Annotated in this window: 17 protein-coding genes, 1 tRNA gene and 1 pseudogene; 10 read left to right on the forward strand and 9 right to left on the reverse strand. The window is 60.2% G+C overall.

The window, feature by feature from the left end:
- Positions 1–91: 91 nt before the first annotated feature.
- On the reverse strand, positions 92–970 hold the full coding sequence (locus tag ACQRBV_RS01755) for a LysR substrate-binding domain-containing protein (protein ID WP_411984486.1): 879 nt from the start codon (positions 968–970) through the stop codon (positions 92–94).
- 110 nt (positions 971–1,080) lie between these two features.
- Here ACQRBV_RS01755 and ACQRBV_RS01760 point away from each other — a divergent pair, with 110 nt between their 5' ends.
- Both ACQRBV_RS01760 and ACQRBV_RS01765 read left to right on the forward strand, forming a co-directional pair.
- Complete coding sequence (locus ACQRBV_RS01760) at positions 1,081–2,718, forward strand: 5-guanidino-2-oxopentanoate decarboxylase (protein ID WP_411984485.1); 1,638 nt, start codon at positions 1,081–1,083, stop codon at positions 2,716–2,718.
- A 174-nt stretch (positions 2,719–2,892) separates the two neighbouring features.
- A pseudogene (locus ACQRBV_RS01765) lies at positions 2,893–3,198 on the forward strand (LysR family transcriptional regulator); the annotation flags it as partial.
- A gap of 27 nt (positions 3,199–3,225) precedes the next feature.
- Here the strand turns inward: ACQRBV_RS01765 and ACQRBV_RS01770 are convergent.
- Both ACQRBV_RS01770 and ACQRBV_RS01775 read right to left on the reverse strand, forming a co-directional pair.
- The gene (locus ACQRBV_RS01770; protein WP_090366203.1) at positions 3,226–3,588 is read right to left on the reverse strand and encodes a 5-carboxymethyl-2-hydroxymuconate Delta-isomerase; all 363 of its coding nucleotides are present in this window, start codon (positions 3,586–3,588) and stop codon (positions 3,226–3,228) included.
- Between the two features lie 93 nt (positions 3,589–3,681).
- Positions 3,682–4,617, reverse strand: coding sequence for a LysR substrate-binding domain-containing protein (locus tag ACQRBV_RS01775; RefSeq protein ID WP_060753693.1), 936 nt, complete (start codon positions 4,615–4,617; stop codon positions 3,682–3,684).
- Between the two features lie 129 nt (positions 4,618–4,746).
- Between ACQRBV_RS01775 and ACQRBV_RS01780 the strand changes: the two genes are divergently transcribed.
- Positions 4,747–4,923, forward strand: coding sequence for a hypothetical protein (locus ACQRBV_RS01780; RefSeq protein ID WP_162843513.1), 177 nt, complete (start codon positions 4,747–4,749; stop codon positions 4,921–4,923).
- A 43-nt stretch (positions 4,924–4,966) separates the two neighbouring features.
- Positions 4,967–5,356, forward strand: a complete 390-nt coding sequence (locus ACQRBV_RS01785; protein WP_244384050.1) for a VOC family protein — start codon at positions 4,967–4,969, stop codon at positions 5,354–5,356.
- 15 nt (positions 5,357–5,371) lie between these two features.
- On the opposite strand, the gene ACQRBV_RS01790 is transcribed toward ACQRBV_RS01785, so the two are convergent.
- A complete protein-coding gene (locus tag ACQRBV_RS01790; RefSeq protein WP_178126898.1) occupies positions 5,372–5,521 on the reverse strand; it encodes a hypothetical protein in 150 nt (49 codons plus the stop codon).
- A gap of 191 nt (positions 5,522–5,712) precedes the next feature.
- Between ACQRBV_RS01790 and ACQRBV_RS01795 the strand changes: the two genes are divergently transcribed.
- Together ACQRBV_RS01795 and ACQRBV_RS01800 are read left to right on the forward strand one after the other, a co-directional pair.
- Complete coding sequence (locus ACQRBV_RS01795; protein ID WP_060753695.1) at positions 5,713–7,017, forward strand: MFS transporter; 1,305 nt, start codon at positions 5,713–5,715, stop codon at positions 7,015–7,017.
- On the forward strand, positions 7,017–7,775 hold the full coding sequence (locus ACQRBV_RS01800; protein WP_060753696.1) for a substrate-binding domain-containing protein: 759 nt from the start codon (positions 7,017–7,019) through the stop codon (positions 7,773–7,775). Before ACQRBV_RS01795 ends, ACQRBV_RS01800 begins: the two co-directional genes overlap by 1 nt.
- Here the strand turns inward: ACQRBV_RS01800 and ACQRBV_RS01805 are convergent.
- The gene (locus ACQRBV_RS01805) at positions 7,767–8,669 is read right to left on the reverse strand and encodes a LysR family transcriptional regulator (protein WP_060753829.1); all 903 of its coding nucleotides are present in this window, start codon (positions 8,667–8,669) and stop codon (positions 7,767–7,769) included. The two genes, ACQRBV_RS01800 and ACQRBV_RS01805, sit on opposite strands and share 9 nt — an antisense overlap.
- 196 nt (positions 8,670–8,865) lie before the next feature.
- Between ACQRBV_RS01805 and ACQRBV_RS01810 the strand changes: the two genes are divergently transcribed.
- Entirely contained in the window at positions 8,866–9,744 is an 879-nt protein-coding gene (locus tag ACQRBV_RS01810) for a hypothetical protein (protein ID WP_411984484.1), read from the forward strand.
- Between the two features lie 68 nt (positions 9,745–9,812).
- Here ACQRBV_RS01810 and ACQRBV_RS01815 read toward each other — a convergent pair whose 3' ends face one another.
- Positions 9,813–10,352 (reverse strand): tetratricopeptide repeat protein, encoded by a 540-nt coding sequence (locus ACQRBV_RS01815; RefSeq protein ID WP_411984483.1) that lies wholly within the window; start codon positions 10,350–10,352, stop codon positions 9,813–9,815.
- Here ACQRBV_RS01815 and ACQRBV_RS01820 point away from each other — a divergent pair.
- The 3 genes from ACQRBV_RS01820 (at position 10,351) to ACQRBV_RS01830 (ending at position 12,488) form a co-directional block, all read left to right on the forward strand.
- Complete coding sequence (locus ACQRBV_RS01820) at positions 10,351–10,641, forward strand: hypothetical protein (protein WP_411984482.1); 291 nt, start codon at positions 10,351–10,353, stop codon at positions 10,639–10,641. The genes ACQRBV_RS01815 and ACQRBV_RS01820 overlap by 2 nt on opposite strands.
- Positions 10,598–11,824: an MFS transporter gene (locus tag ACQRBV_RS01825; RefSeq protein WP_060753699.1), complete on the forward strand. Its 1,227-nt coding sequence runs from the start codon at positions 10,598–10,600 to the stop codon at positions 11,822–11,824. Before ACQRBV_RS01820 ends, ACQRBV_RS01825 begins: the two co-directional genes overlap by 44 nt.
- A 424-nt stretch (positions 11,825–12,248) precedes the next feature.
- Positions 12,249–12,488, forward strand: a complete 240-nt coding sequence (locus ACQRBV_RS01830) for a type II toxin-antitoxin system RelB/DinJ family antitoxin (protein ID WP_060753830.1) — start codon at positions 12,249–12,251, stop codon at positions 12,486–12,488.
- Positions 12,489–12,602: 114 nt separating this feature from the next.
- Here the strand turns inward: ACQRBV_RS01830 and ACQRBV_RS01835 are convergent.
- The 3 genes from ACQRBV_RS01835 to ACQRBV_RS01845 all read right to left on the reverse strand — a co-directional run bounded on the left by ACQRBV_RS01835 (position 12,603) and on the right by ACQRBV_RS01845 (position 14,275).
- Positions 12,603–12,692: transfer RNA gene (locus ACQRBV_RS01835), tRNA-Ser, on the reverse strand.
- 83 nt (positions 12,693–12,775) lie between these two features.
- Positions 12,776–13,489 carry a phosphoribosylaminoimidazolesuccinocarboxamide synthase gene (purC, locus tag ACQRBV_RS01840; protein ID WP_010212191.1) on the reverse strand — a complete coding sequence of 238 codons (714 nt, stop codon included), beginning with the start codon at positions 13,487–13,489 and terminating at the stop codon, positions 12,776–12,778.
- A gap of 27 nt (positions 13,490–13,516) precedes the next feature.
- Positions 13,517–14,275 (reverse strand): MBL fold metallo-hydrolase, encoded by a 759-nt coding sequence (locus ACQRBV_RS01845; protein ID WP_104995791.1) that lies wholly within the window; start codon positions 14,273–14,275, stop codon positions 13,517–13,519.
- Position 14,276: the final 1 nt, after the last annotated feature.

Here is a 14,276-nt window from a genome sequence, read left to right on the forward strand (position 1 = left end):
TCCAGGCACCGCGTTCTTCCAGGTAGATCTCGAGCGCCTGGTTTGGGGCGGCTGCGCCCCCCCAGCGCGGGGCAAGCCCGCTCACTACACGTCAGGTCGCGGTGGGTTTTGCTTGATTTGCCAGCCATTCCATTAGTGCTTCAAGGCCTGCCGACAGCTCGGCGCCCGGTGGGCGCACCAGGTAATACGCCATCCCCGTCGGCACCCGCAGTTCAAACGGCATCGCCAGCCTGCCGGCCGTGACATCCTCGCCAATCAACGCGCTATCACCGATCGCCACGCCTGAACCTTGTGACGCCACCGTCATGGCCAGATCCAAGGTCTCGAAATGATGCCCCTGGGCCAGGTTGCTCAGCCGCGTATCCGCTGCTTTCAACCACAACGCCCAATCCCGCCCATCCCGGGTAGGATGCAGCAGCACCTGTTGCTGCAAGTCGGCCGGTGCCCGCAAACCACCGAGCAAGGCGGGAGCGCAGACCGGCGTGAGTTGCTCATCAAACAAATGCCGCGCTTCGGCAGGTGGCTCGGCGATGGGCGCGTAGATCACCGCCGCGTCGAATGACTCGCGGCGAAAATCCACGGTGTAGGCCACGGTGGTGGTGAGCTCCACCGGCACATCCGGACGTTCACGTTGCCATTGCATCAGGCGTGGCAGCAACCAACGCATGACACAGGTGGGCGCCTTGAGTTGCAGGGTTTCGCGACGATCGCCGATCTGCTCCAGCGCATCCACGATCAAGCCAAATACTTGCTGTACGCGCAGCGACCATTCACGGCCCTCTTCGGTCAGGCTCAAGCCCCGGGCCTGGCGCTGGAACAAGGCGTAGCCGAGGTGGCTTTCCAACCCGGCAATCTGCCGGCTCACCGCGCCCTGGGTGATATGCAATTGCTCGGCGGCGCGGGTGAAGTTGCAACACTGGGCGGTGACCCAGAACGTGTGCAGGGCGGGCAGCGGAGGAAGACGTTTCATCGCAATTGAGCCATGACGTGAGGACATGGCTAGTATGACTTTTTATCGATTGTTGCCGCTACCGCCCAGCCGCTCCAATACCGCCTCGAACCCTCACAAGAGCGATATGTATGGCGACCTGCGGCGAAGTACTGGTCAATCTCCTGGAACGCTACGACGTGGACCAGGTGTTCGGCATTCCCGGCGTGCACACCGTGGAGCTGTACCGCGGCCTGGCACGCTCCGGCATCCGTCACGTCACCCCGCGCCATGAACAGGGTGCCGGGTTTATGGCTGATGGTTACGCGCGTACCCGCGGCAAGCCAGGCGTGTGCTTCATCATCACCGGCCCCGGCATGACCAATATCACCACCGCCATGGGCCAAGCCTACGCGGACTCGATCCCGATGCTGGTGATTTCCAGCGTGCAATCGCGCAGCCAATTGGGCGGCGGGCGCGGCAAGTTGCACGAACTGCCCAACCAGAGCGCGATGATTGCGGGCGTGGCGGCGTTCTCCCATACCTTGATGTCGGCCGCAGAATTGCCGGGCGTCCTGGCGCGGGCCTTTGCCGTCTTCCAGGCCGGTCGACCGCGCCCCGTGCATATCGAAATTCCGCTGGACGTACTGGTGGAAAACGCCGATGCATTGCTCGACTGTACGCCCGTCAGCGTGGCGCGAGCCGGCGCGGCACCCGCGTCGGTCAAGCAGATGGGCCAGTTGCTTGGCGCAGCAAAACGCCCGCTGATCCTGGCGGGCGGCGGTGCCATCGAGGCCGCGCCTGAGTTGACGCGCCTGGCCGAAATCCTCGGCGCACCGGTAGCCCTGACCATCAATGCCAAGGGCATGCTGCCCTCCTCCCATCCGCTGCTGATCGGCTCGACCCAGACCCTGCCCGCCACGCGCGCGCTGGTGGCCGAGGCCGATGTGGTGCTGGCGATCGGCACGGAGCTGGCGGAAACCGACTATGACGTGACCTTCGCCGGTGGCTTCGAGATCCCGGGCGCGCTGCTGCGTATCGACATCGACGCCGACCAGACCGTGCGCAACTACCCGCCCCAGGTGGCGCTGGTGGCCGACGCGCAAATCGCCGCCGCAGCCTTGCTCGACGACTTGCACAAACAGGTATTGCCGACCCGCGATTCGACCTGGGGCGGCCAACGAGTCGCCCGCCTGTGGGCGGAACTGACGCCGGCCTGGGATGCCGCCACTCGCGCACAGACGTTGTTGCTCGACACGGTTCTGGATGAACTGCCGGGTGCAGTGCTGGTAGGTGATTCCACCCAGCCGGTGTACAGCGGCAACCTGACCCTGAACCTCGACCACCCACGTCGCTGGTTCAACTCTTCCACTGGCTACGGCACCTTGGGCTATGCCTTGCCGGCCGCCATCGGCGCCTGGTTGGGACGTGGCGACGGGCAGCCGGTGGTGTGCCTGATCGGCGACGGCGGGTTGCAGTTCAGCCTGCCGGAGCTGGCCAGTGCCGTGGAAGCCCGCACGCCGGTCATCGTGCTGCTGTGGAATAACCAGGGTTACGAAGAGATCAAGAAATACATGGTCAACCGCGCCATTGAGCCCGTGGGTGTAGATATCTATACGCCGGACTTTATCGGTGTGGCCAAAGCCTTGGGCTGCGCGGCCGAAAGTGTGCGGGGCATCGAACCGTTGCGGGCGGCCTTGCGCGCCGCCACGGATCGCCAGGGGCCGACGCTGATTGAAGTCGACCAGGCACTGTGGATGCAGGAGGTTGCAGCTGCCGTAGGGTATTGAACGGTGTGTCTATCGATGGCGTGCAGGCGGGGACTGACGTCGTGTTACCAACATTATTTGTCCCACACCAAACATAGAAACGACCTACAGAGCTTTCTATTGGTACGGCCGTTCCGTTAAGCTTTTGTGCAGTCTTGTACTGAGTTCGGTACAACGGGTTTACGGACGAAACCGATGCTAAACAGTAACTTGCTCAGAAAGCTCGATATGCAGGACTTGATGGTGTTTATCGCCGTCTATGACCAGAGCAGCGTTACCGAGGTCTCCGAAACGCTGTTCGTCAGTCAGTCCACCGTGAGCTACAGCCTGAAGAAGCTGCGCACCAGCTTTGAAGACGAGCTGTTTATAAACACGCGGGCCGGCATGCGCCCGACTTACAAGGCCACCACCATGTATGGCCATGTGCTGAAGATCCTGGAGAGCATCAACCTGTGCCACGCCGGCGGCCAGGCCTTCGACCCGAAACAGAAGGCCGCCTCGACTTGGTGACGGCGTCGGCTTCAAGCCTTAGCCGATTGCGACTTTGCTGTAGGACTCACGATCCATGTCGTCCAGTTGCACGCTGAGCTGAACCTGCACATCCGCCGGCCATTCGCCCAAGTCCTGCAAGGCCGCCAACAGGCTTTGCGACAACTGTTGCTTGATCTGCGGCGACCGCCCGCTAAGCAGCGACAGCTTGACCGCGATAAAACCGCGTGGGCTGAGCGAGGTGCCCACCTGGAAATTCTCCACCTTCACTGCGCGGCTCTTGATATCGAACTCGGAAGCGAACTGCCCGGACGCCATCAGCACGTTGTTGAGCCGCAACAGGGTTTTCTCGACAGGCAAGTCCGTAAGGTTGGCGGTGTATTCCAGATGCAGGTGCGGCATTAAAAGCTCCCGATGGTTGTAGGAAAAGAGTCATACATATAACACGCAGGCGCACTGATTCAGAGCGCTTTCAGTTCTCCCTCAAGGGGTGTCTCAAGATTTTGCCGGCGGCGCCGCCAGTGAGTCGCGGTCACTCATGAACGCCTCCAGCCGCGAGCGCATCCAGCGTTCCGCCGGGTCGGTATCGACGTGGCTGAGCCAGACCATGGACAGGTCGAGGGTCGGGGTTTCAAACGGAAATGGCTCGCAGAACAGCTGCCCGCTGGCGGCCATGGCCTGGGCGGTGTAGTCCGGCAAGCTGGCGATCATGTCGGTTCCGGCGAGCAACGCCGGCAGCGCGCTGTATTGCGGCACCGACAGCACCACCTGGCGCTTGCGGCCGATCTCGGCCAGCCATTCATCGGCAAACCCGGACACGTTGGCGGTGTGCGACACCAGCACATGAGGGCGTGCGCAATATTCGTCGAGGGTCAGCGGTGTGTCCGAGGCATCGGCGCGTAGCAGGCACGGGCGGATATGCCGCAACAGCTTGCGCTTGGCATTGGCCGGCAGACCGCGGGTCTGGGTGATGCCGACGGTGATATCACCGGATGCCAACAAGTCAGGGATGCGCCAGTAATCCACATGCTGCACCACAAACACCACCAAGGGCGCTTCCTGGCGCAAAGCCCGCAACAGCGGCGGTAGCAGACCAAACTCGACGTCGTCGGACAGGCCGATACGGAAGGTCATGGTGCTGCGGGACGGGTCGAAATCGTGAGTCAGGCTCAGGGCCGACGACAGCGAATCCAACGCCGGCGACAGGTGCTGGATGATTTCCTCGGCCCGCGCCGTCGGTTCCATGCGGTGACCCACGCGAATGAACAGCGGGTCATTGAACAAGGTGCGTAAACGGTTGAGGGCCGAACTGATGGTCGGCTGGCCGAGAAACAGCTTCTCCGCCACCCGCGTCACGTTGCGTTCGAGCATCAGTGCCTCGAAGACCACCATCAGGTTGATGTCGGCCTTGCGTAGTTCATTACGATTCATCGGCGCCTGCCCCTCTCCCCAAAACAACGCGCAGTTTAGAAAGGCCGCCGGGCTGCGTCTATGTGAACACTGTTCATCGAGCGGCTTTGCGACTATAAATCAGCTCTTGAAGGTCACAGGAACACCATCGTGCTGTTCATAATCGCCTTGGCCATTGTCGTGGCCGGGTTTTGTCTATGGGTTGTCCGATTCATCGCCAACCCCACCGTAAGGACACTGCTGCGCGTATTTATCGGCTTGTGCCTGGCGACGGTGGTCGCCTACATGGTGCTGGCGGCGGGGTTTCCGACGTCGCTGCTGGTTTGATCTGGAATAGCCTCTACCCACTTGTGAGCAAGGACTGCCAAGCATGAAATTCGCCTACACCATCATCTATGTGCCGGACGTTGCCGCCTCCCTGGCATTCTTTGAAATAGCCTTCGGTTTCACTCGCCGTTTCCTGCATGAATCGGGTACCTATGGCGAGCTGGAAACCGGCGAAACCACCCTCTCGTTTGCCGCCCACGAATTGGCGGGCATGAATTTCGACGGCGGCCACGTGCAGGCCCATGCCTCCAGCAAACCGCTAGGAATGGAAGTGGGTTTCGTCACCGAGGACGTGTTCGCCGCCCACGCCAAAGCGCTCGTCCATGGCGCGACAGAACTGTCGCCACCGAGCACCAAGCCTTGGGGGCAAGTGGTGTCTTATGTGCGTTGCCCGGATGGCACGCTGGTGGAATTGTGTACCCCGATCCATTGATCGGGGCACACCCTTTCAACGCTTGAGCGGAATCTCCTCATCAAGCGGTGACAGTTCCGTAGAGTCATCATGCTTCCAGGTCTGGGGCTTCTCCTCCTCATGCTGACGCTGGGGTTGTACACGCTCCGGCTCATCCCGTTCCTTCTGCTCATTATTCATAGCCACCTCCCTTCCTTAAGAATGGTTCACCCATCCAGCATAGAACAGAGCAAGCATTTTGGGCGGATGCCCCAATTGATAACAGTTACGCATCAATTCATCCAAATAACTCACTTATCATTTCTAAATGTGTCAGCCACTATCCCGGGTCTTAAGCGAAACAAGCTCTTAAAAAGAACGCTGGAGACACAAAAACCATGACTAGCCCTTCCCGGCCCGACGCTGCCCCTTCGAAAGTGGGTGCAGTCCTACGCGTTACCTCGGGCAACTTCCTCGAACAGTTCGACTTCTTTCTGTTCGGCTTCTACGCCACCTATATCGCTGCCGCGTTCTTCCCCGCCGCCAATGAGTTTGCGTCATTAATGATGACCTTCGCCGTGTTCGGCGCGGGTTTCCTGATGCGTCCACTGGGCGCGATCGTTCTGGGTGCCTATATCGATGACGTCGGTCGCCGCAAAGGGTTGATCATGACTCTGTCGATCATGGCCAGCGGCACGCTGCTGATCGTGCTGGTACCGGGTTATCAGACCATTGGCCTGTGGGCACCGCTGCTGGTGCTGCTGGGTCGCTTGCTGCAAGGTTTTTCGGCCGGTGCGGAACTGGGCGGCGTGTCGGTGTACTTGTCTGAAATGGCCACACCGGGCCGCAAAGGCTTCTACACCAGTTGGCAGTCCGGCAGCCAACAGATCTCCATCGTGGTTGCGGCCGCCTTGGGTTATGGCCTGAACCAATGGATGGAACCGGCTGTAGTTGCCGATTGGGGCTGGCGCATTCCCTTCGGCCTGGGTTGCGTGATCATCCCGTTCATTTTTGTACTGCGACGCAACCTGCAGGAAACCGAAGAGTTCGCCAACCGCAAACATCGCCCAAGCATGCGCGAAGTGCTGGCGACCCTGGCGAAGAACTGGACCATGGTGATCGGCGGCATGCTGATGGTTGCCATGACCACCACGGCGTTCTACCTGATCACGGTCTACGCGCCGACCTTCGGCAAGACCGTGCTGCAACTGAGCACTTCCGACGCCTTGCTGGTGACGTTGCTGGTGGCGGTGTCGAACTTTGTCTGGCTGCCGATCGGCGGCACCCTGAGCGACCGCTTCGGGCGCAAGCCGGTGCTGGTGGCCATGACCGCCCTCACCGTGATCACCGCCTACCCGGCGCTGTCGTTCGTGGTGAATGCGCCAAGCTTCGCGCATATGCTCGAAACCCTGCTGTGGTTCTCCTTCCTGTACGGCATGTACAACGGCGCAATGATCCCGGCCCTGACCGAAATCATGCCGGTGGAAGTACGTGTGGCCGGTTTCTCCCTGGCTTATAGCCTGGCGACCGCCATTTTCGGTGGTTTCACCCCGGCGATCTCCACCTGGTTTATCCATGTCACCGAAGACAAGGCTTCGCCGGCCTACTGGATGATGTTTGCCGCGCTGTGCGCCCTGTGCTCGACCTTGGCCCTGTACCGTCGCGCCAATACCCGCGGGCAGATGCTGCAGGAGGCCGTATGATGCGCACCCTACTCAACAGCCTTACGGCCCTTGCACTCGGCGCCCTGGCACTGACGGCGCAGGCCGAAGAACTCAACGTGATGACCTCCGGTGGTTTTACTGCTGCCTATAAATTGCTCGGCCCGCAATATGCCAAACAAAGTGGCGACACCCTGAATACCATCCTGGGTCCGTCCATGGGCAAGGCGCCGGAAGCGATTCCCAACCGTCTGGCGCGTGGCGAACCCGCCGATGTGGTGATCATGGTCGGCTATGCGCTGGATGACTTGATCAAGCAAGGCAAGGTCGACCCTGCGTCCCGCGTGGAACTGGCGGACTCGCGTATTGGCCTGGTGGTGAAAGCCGGCGCGGCCAAACCGGCGATCGGCACTGACGCCGAATTGAAGGCCACGCTGACCCAGGCCAAATCCGTGGCTTATTCGGACAGCGCCAGCGGCGTGTATGTCGAGAAGGAACTGTTCAAGAAGCTCGGCATGCCCGCCAAAGGCACGATGATCGAGCGCCTGCCGGTGGCCGAACAGGTCGCCAAGGGTGACTACGAGGTCGGCTTGCAGCAGGTGGCGGAACTGTTGCCGATACCAGGGGTGACGTTTGTGGGCAAGATCCCGGAAGACGTGCAGTCGGTGACACGCTTTGCGGCGGGGATTCCGGTCAACGCCAAACACCCGGCCCAGGCCAAGGCACTGCTGAAGTTCCTGGCTTCACCCGAGGCGCAACCGGTGGTGCAATCCACCGGCCTGGACTCGGTGTCACGCTGACCGAAACGGCATCTCCCGTACCAACCGCTCCAACTCCAGCGCCGCCGGCGGCAACGTCCGCCCGCGGCGCTTGATCAAGCCCACATTGCGCATCACCTGCGGTTCCACCAGCGGCACACTCACCAGGATCGGGTGTTCGCCCGCGGGCATCGCAATCGATGGCACCATCGCCACGCCCAACCCCGCCTCCACCAGCCCGATCATCGTGGTCACGTGGTGGGTCTCGCAGACACTCGGTTTCTTCACCCGCACGCCGCGCAGGGCCTGGTCCAGCAGAAAGCGGTTGCCCGAGGACTTGTCCACGGTGATGTAGTCGTATTCGTAAGCTTCAGCCCAACTCACACTCTGGCGCCCGGCCAGCGGATGGTCATGCCGGCAGGCCAGGACGTAGCGCTCCTGCAACAGCAATTCGAATTCCACTTCATCGGCCAGGCTGCCGCTGAAACTCACACCGAAATCCGCCTCGCCGCTCTCCACGGCATTGCAGACCTCACCGGCGCTGGCATCCAGCACCTGCAGGCGAATCTTCGGATAGAGCTTGTGAAACTCGGAGATCACATGGGGCATGAAGTAATAAGCGGTGGACGGCACGCAGGCGATGGTGACGTTGCCCATCCGCGTGGACGCCACATTGCTGATGCCCATCAAGGCGATGTCGAGGTCGTCAAGAATACGCTCCACCTGGGGCAGGAACGCACGGCCGACCATGGTCAGGTTGACCCGTCGGGTGGTGCGCTCGAACAGCTTCACATCGAGGGCGGATTCGAGCTTTTCGATACGTCGGCTAAGAGCCGGTTGCGAGATTCGGATGGCCTCGGCGGCACCGCGAAAACTGCCTTTGTCTACCACAGCGCGGAAGGCTTGAAGGTCGTTGAGGTCGAAGTTGATGATCACGAGAGGGTGGCCAGTGGCTGTCAGGATGGGGGCATTATCGTACGGGAGCGGATGGGACGTCATGTACCCGGGGCTGGACGTCGCCTGCAAGCACGGTTTTCGGGGACAGGCGATTTTCCCGGGGTGAAGTTCAATGGCAGCCTTTGGTAGGGTGTCCGACTCGATTATTTTTTCCCATTCCTACCGGCGTACCTCCATGAGTCGAATAATAAAAAAACACCAGGCGCTGCGCTGCGGCGCATGGATCCTTGGCCCGCTATGCCTCGCTACCCTGGGCTTTTTTGCCTGGCAGAGTTTCTATCCGGTGCAGGCGAGCGACGGCTGGAGCTATAGCGTCATTCATCGAGACGTGGCCAAGGCGGCATCGCTGATGCCCCTGCACGATGGCTCGCTGATGGTCAGCCAGGAACTAAAGGACGGGCTGGGCAGCATTGTGCGGATCCACGCGGACGGGCAACGCGAAGTCGTAGTGGCCAACCTGTCCAAACCCGACGGCATGGTCGCCACCCGTGGCGGCTGGGTGTTCAGCCAGGAATCAGGTGGCGCGCCGGTCAGCTTTCTCAAGGACGGCGCCGTCACGGAGTTATTCCGCGGTGAAAACGTACAGGGCCTATGGGTCGAGGGCGACGACCTGTACGCCATTGAAGACCGCAAGCCCACCGGCCGCCTGATGCGCTACCACTGGAGCGACCAGTCCCTGAGCGTGCTGCGCGATCAGGTCGAGGAAGGCGAATCCATCGTGCGTTGCACGGATGGGCGCATGCTCTATACCGAAAAGAAAAAAGGCGTGGTCCGCGAACTGACCGATGATGGCAGCGACCCAGTGGTGCTGGCGGGCTTGAACAAGCCGACGTTCCTGATGTGTGATGAGCGCGGGTTGTGGGTCAACGAAGACTCGACGCACCGGGCACGCCTGTTGTTGATTGACTCTTTGGGCAAGCAGCAGACCATTCTGTCGTTCTTGAAGGCGCCGCAATCGATTGTGCCGACAGGACGGGGCACCTATCTGCTGGCGGAAGGGGGTAGGAACCGGGTGTTGGAGCTGGTGCCGCAGACGCTCGCCGTCTCACCGTAAGACTCGTCGCAGACCAGCAGTCCTGGCGAGCCTTCCAGCGCGGCACCCGCATACCGAAGTGTTCGGCGTCACGCCTGCGGCGCGGACGCAATGGCTTCGGCCAGGTCCTGATACTCTTCGCAGCGGGTGCTGCACAGGGATTTGATTTTCGCCAATTGTTCCTGCGCCAAATCCAGACGTCCCTTGATCACATACGCCTCACCCAGGTACTCGCGGACCTGGGCATAGTTGGGGTCGAGCGCAACGGACTTCAGGTAATAACCGATGCCTTCATCGGTGCGTCCCAGTTTGCGCGTGGCATAACCGCGGTAGTTGAGGGCCTTGGCGGTGTTGGGGTTCTGCAGGGTGTCGAGCAAAGCCAGCGCCTCATCGTACTGCCCATCCTTGGCCAAGCGGTACGCGTAATCGGTACGGTCGGCGTCCGAGATGGCCTTGCTGGTTTGCAGCACGCATTTTCCGCTCTTGGTATCCCAGACCTGGCCTTTGGGGCAGTTCGGCTTGGGCGGCGCCGGTTCGTCCCCGGATGCGAGAACCTGGCCTGCAAATAAAGCCGCGGCCAGGAGAAATGCGCTGCGGTAGCCAACGGCCTGTTCACGGTAAGTCTTCATGATTGTCATGCTCCGTCACAATGAGGAAGAACAGCAACAAGAGATATCTGCCACCATGCGCCATTTTTACTGGCAGGTTAAGCGTGGTCTGACTGTCGGCCTAAAGAGCGTCGAATCGATTGTACTGATGGTTATTATCGAAACGAGCGCCTCGGTGGTTGCTAAAAACGATTTATATAATCGCCTCCAGTTTCTCCTCCCCTGCGCCTGGCTTCAGGCGACACATCTTTCTGGAACCCGATACCATGCCAAGTGCCAGCCAGGCCCCAAGCGGCCGCCCGGAACATGATCAACAAAGTGTCAAACAGCAGTGGCTGGCGATTCTCTCGGTCGCGGTGGGTGCCTTCGCCCTGGTGACCAGTGAGTTCCTGCCGGTGGGCGTACTCAATGATGTCGCCAGCGACCTCGGCATCAGTGCCGGCCATGCCGGCCTGATGGTCACCCTGCCCGGTATCATGGCCGCCCTCGCCGCCCCGTTGCTGTCTGTGATGATTGGCGCCATGGACCGCCGCTATTTATTGATCGGCCTGACGCTGATCATGATCATCGCCAACACCGTCGTGGCATTCGCCAGTGACTTCAGCCTGCTGCTGTTCGGTCGCGTCCTGCTGGGCATCAGCATCGGCGGGTTCTGGGCCACCGCCATCGCCCTCAGCGGCCGTCTCGCTCCCAGAGGCGTGGGCGTGGCGAAGGCCACCTCGATCATCATGATGGGAGTGACCCTGGCCACCGTCCTCGGCGTGCCCGTCGGCACCTGGCTCAGCGGCCTGATGGGCTGGCGCATGACCTTCCTGGTCACCGCGCTGGTAGGCGTACCCGTGCTGCTGGCGCAGGTCTTTTTGCTGCCGCGGCTCGACCCGGAAAAGGCCATCCTCATCAGTGACCTGCCGGCCTTGTTTATCAACCCACGCGCTCGGGTCGGTTTGATCGCCGTGTTGCTGATCGGCCTGGCACACTTTGCCGCCTACACCTACGTCGCGCCGTTCTTCAAGAACAGCTCCGGCTTCGACGGCCAGACCATTGGCTCACTGCTGCTGATGTTTGGCATAGCCGGTGTCGCCGGTAACATTTTTGCCGGCTTCGCCGCCAACCGCAGCGTGCGCTATACCCTGCTGCTGGTCGCACTGATGATCGGCACCAGCACCGCCCTGTTCCCCTACTTCGCCACCGGCCTGATCGGCGCGACGATGTTGATCGCACTCTGGGGCTTCGCCTTTGGTGCCTTCCCGGCCTGCGCCAGTATCTGGATGTTTGTCGTGGCGCCCAAGGATGTTGAACGCGGTATGCCGCTGTTCGTCGCCTTGTTTCAGGTGATCATTGCCTTGGGTTCATTCTTCGGCGGGCGGATTGTGGACCAGATGGGTAGCTCGGTGCTGTTGAGCCTGGCGACGGCGTTGGTCGGCGTAGGTTTTGTCACGGTGCTGGTGCTGGGGCGAAATGTGAGTAACAGCTTGGTAGCGCAATCTGCCTGAGCAGCAAGAGCCGTTGAAAAGCCTGCTGAGCATTGAGCTTGGCAGGCTTTTTTATTTTTCAGCGGACGCGCATCGCAAGTCCCGATTTGGAAAAGCTTCGTAATGAAAACTCGCACAGTGAAGCTTGTGTACCCACGCCCCTGAACTAGCCTCGAAAGGGTCGCCATGTGGCGACGTACTGCCAAGGAGCTTACATGCCAACCAGATATCGTGATGCCGTCACCGGAGAGTACGTGACAGAGGCTGAGGCAAAGAAAAGACCAAGGGAAACGGTGAAGGAGAAGGATAAAAAGTCGCCGTCAAAGCCACAGGGTAAGAAGTGATGTCGAGGTTGGAAGACAACGCCATACGTCGAGACAGCCTTGCCAACACGGCATACCTGAGCCAATGTAACGACAAACGTCATTACATGAGTAACGCTTCCATGGCATCTATAAACATCCGCATCGATGACGACCTGAAAGCTCGCGCCTACCTGGAACTGGAAAGGCTTGGCGTCACGCCTTCTGAACTGATGCGCCAAACCCTGCAATATGTAGTAGAGCGCGGTCAATTGCCTTTCAAGCCTGTGCTGATGACTGAGGATGATGAAGCCTTGCTGGCCAAAGTGCGGGAACGATTGGCGTCCCCTCAACGCGTAAGGGTTTCTATAGATGATCTATAGCCATGTGGTCATGGTTTTATCAAAGAACATCTGAGCGTTTGAGCTGTAGTAAATGCTCTGCCAAAAACGAAAAAGCCCCGTAGCTTACTCAGCTACGGGGCTTTTTCTATGTAATGGCGGAGAGATAGGGATTCGAACCCTAGGTACCGGTGAAGGTACAACGGATTTCGAATCCGTCCCATTCGGCCACTCTGGCATCTCTCCAACGGCGCGCATCATAACAGTGTGTTTCACGGAAGCAAACCCCAAAAGAGATTTTTTTCCGTGCTATCAGATGCTTGCGTCGATTAAAGCGGTACGCCGAGACGGTTGGCGACTTCTTCGTAGGCTTCGATAACGTCACCGAGGCCCTGGCGGAAGCGGTCTTTGTCCATCTTTTTCTTGGTGTCTTTGTCCCACAAGCGGCAGCCGTCCGGGCTGAATTCGTCGCCCAGGACGATGGAGCCGTCGTGGAATACACCGAATTCCAGCTTGAAGTCGACCAGCAGCAGGCCGGCGTCGTCGAACAGCTTGCTCAGCACGTCGTTGACCTTGAGGGACAACTCCTTCATGCGCGCCAGTTGCTCGGCGGTGCCCCAGCCGAACGCCACAACGTGGGATTCGTTGATGAACGGGTCGCCCTTGGCGTCGTCCTTCAGGAACAACTCGAAGGTGTAGGGGTTGAGCTTGAGGCCCTCTTCCACGCCCAGACGCTTGACCAGGCTGCCGGCGGCGTAGTTACGCACGACGCATTCGACCGGGATCATGTCCAGCTTCTTCACCAGGCACTCGTTGTCGCCCAGCAGTTTGTCGAATTGGGTCGGAATGCCGGCCGCTTCGAGTTTCTGCATGATGAAGGCGTTGAACTTGTTGTTCACCATGCCTTTGCGATCAAGCTGTTCGATGCGCTTGCCGTCGAACGCCGAAGTGTCGTTGCGAAACAGCAGGATCAGGCGGTTGGCGTCGTCGGTCTTGTAAACCGACTTGGCCTTGCCGCGGTAGAGTTCTTCACGTTTTTCCATGATGGGCTCCGCTTTGAGTGAGGTGGGCTAGGCGATATGTCGCCAGTCGAGCCCTGAATCTTGATCGGCCAGTTGCAGCCAGTCCGGGTCGCACCCGAGGGTGTCGACAAAACATTGCCGGGCAAGCGTCGGCAGGTTGTTCTTGCTGCTCAGATGGGCCAGGACCAGGTGTTGCAGGTCTTGCCAGCCCAACTCATACACCAGGTACGCCGCCTGGTGGTTGTTCAAATGTCCCAGTTCGCCGCCCACCCGCTGCTTGAGAAAGTACGGGTAATGACCACGAGCCAGCAGGTCACGGCAGTGGTTGGACTCGATCATCAAGGCATCGAGGTTGCGGTACCCGTCCAGCACCTTCGCACAGTAGGAACCCAGGTCGGTGAGCACACCGAAACGCCGCTCGCCATCACTGAATACGTATTGCGTCGGCTCCTGGGCGTCGTGTGCCACGGCAATCACGTTGACGCTCAATGCGCCGATCTGCAGTTGCTCACCACCGGCCAGGAAACCCGCAGGTTCAATGGGTTTGCGCATCCCGCGCAAGGTGCCGCGACTCAGGTACACCGGCAGATTGTAGCGCCGAGACAGCAAACCCACGCCATGCACATGGTCGGCATGTTCGTGGGTCACCAGAATCGCGCTCAACTGCGCGGGGTGAACCCCCAGGCGCAGCAGGCGCCGCTCGGTTTCTCTTAACGAGAAACCACAATCGACCAGCACGTACGTGTCGTCATGAGCGACCAGCGTGCCGTTCCCTTGGCTACCGCTGCCGAGAACGGCAAAACGCATC

The organism is Pseudomonas sp. R11F, from assembly GCF_050312575.1.
In the GTDB taxonomy this organism is placed as follows: domain Bacteria; phylum Pseudomonadota; class Gammaproteobacteria; order Pseudomonadales; family Pseudomonadaceae; genus Aquipseudomonas; species Aquipseudomonas palleroniana.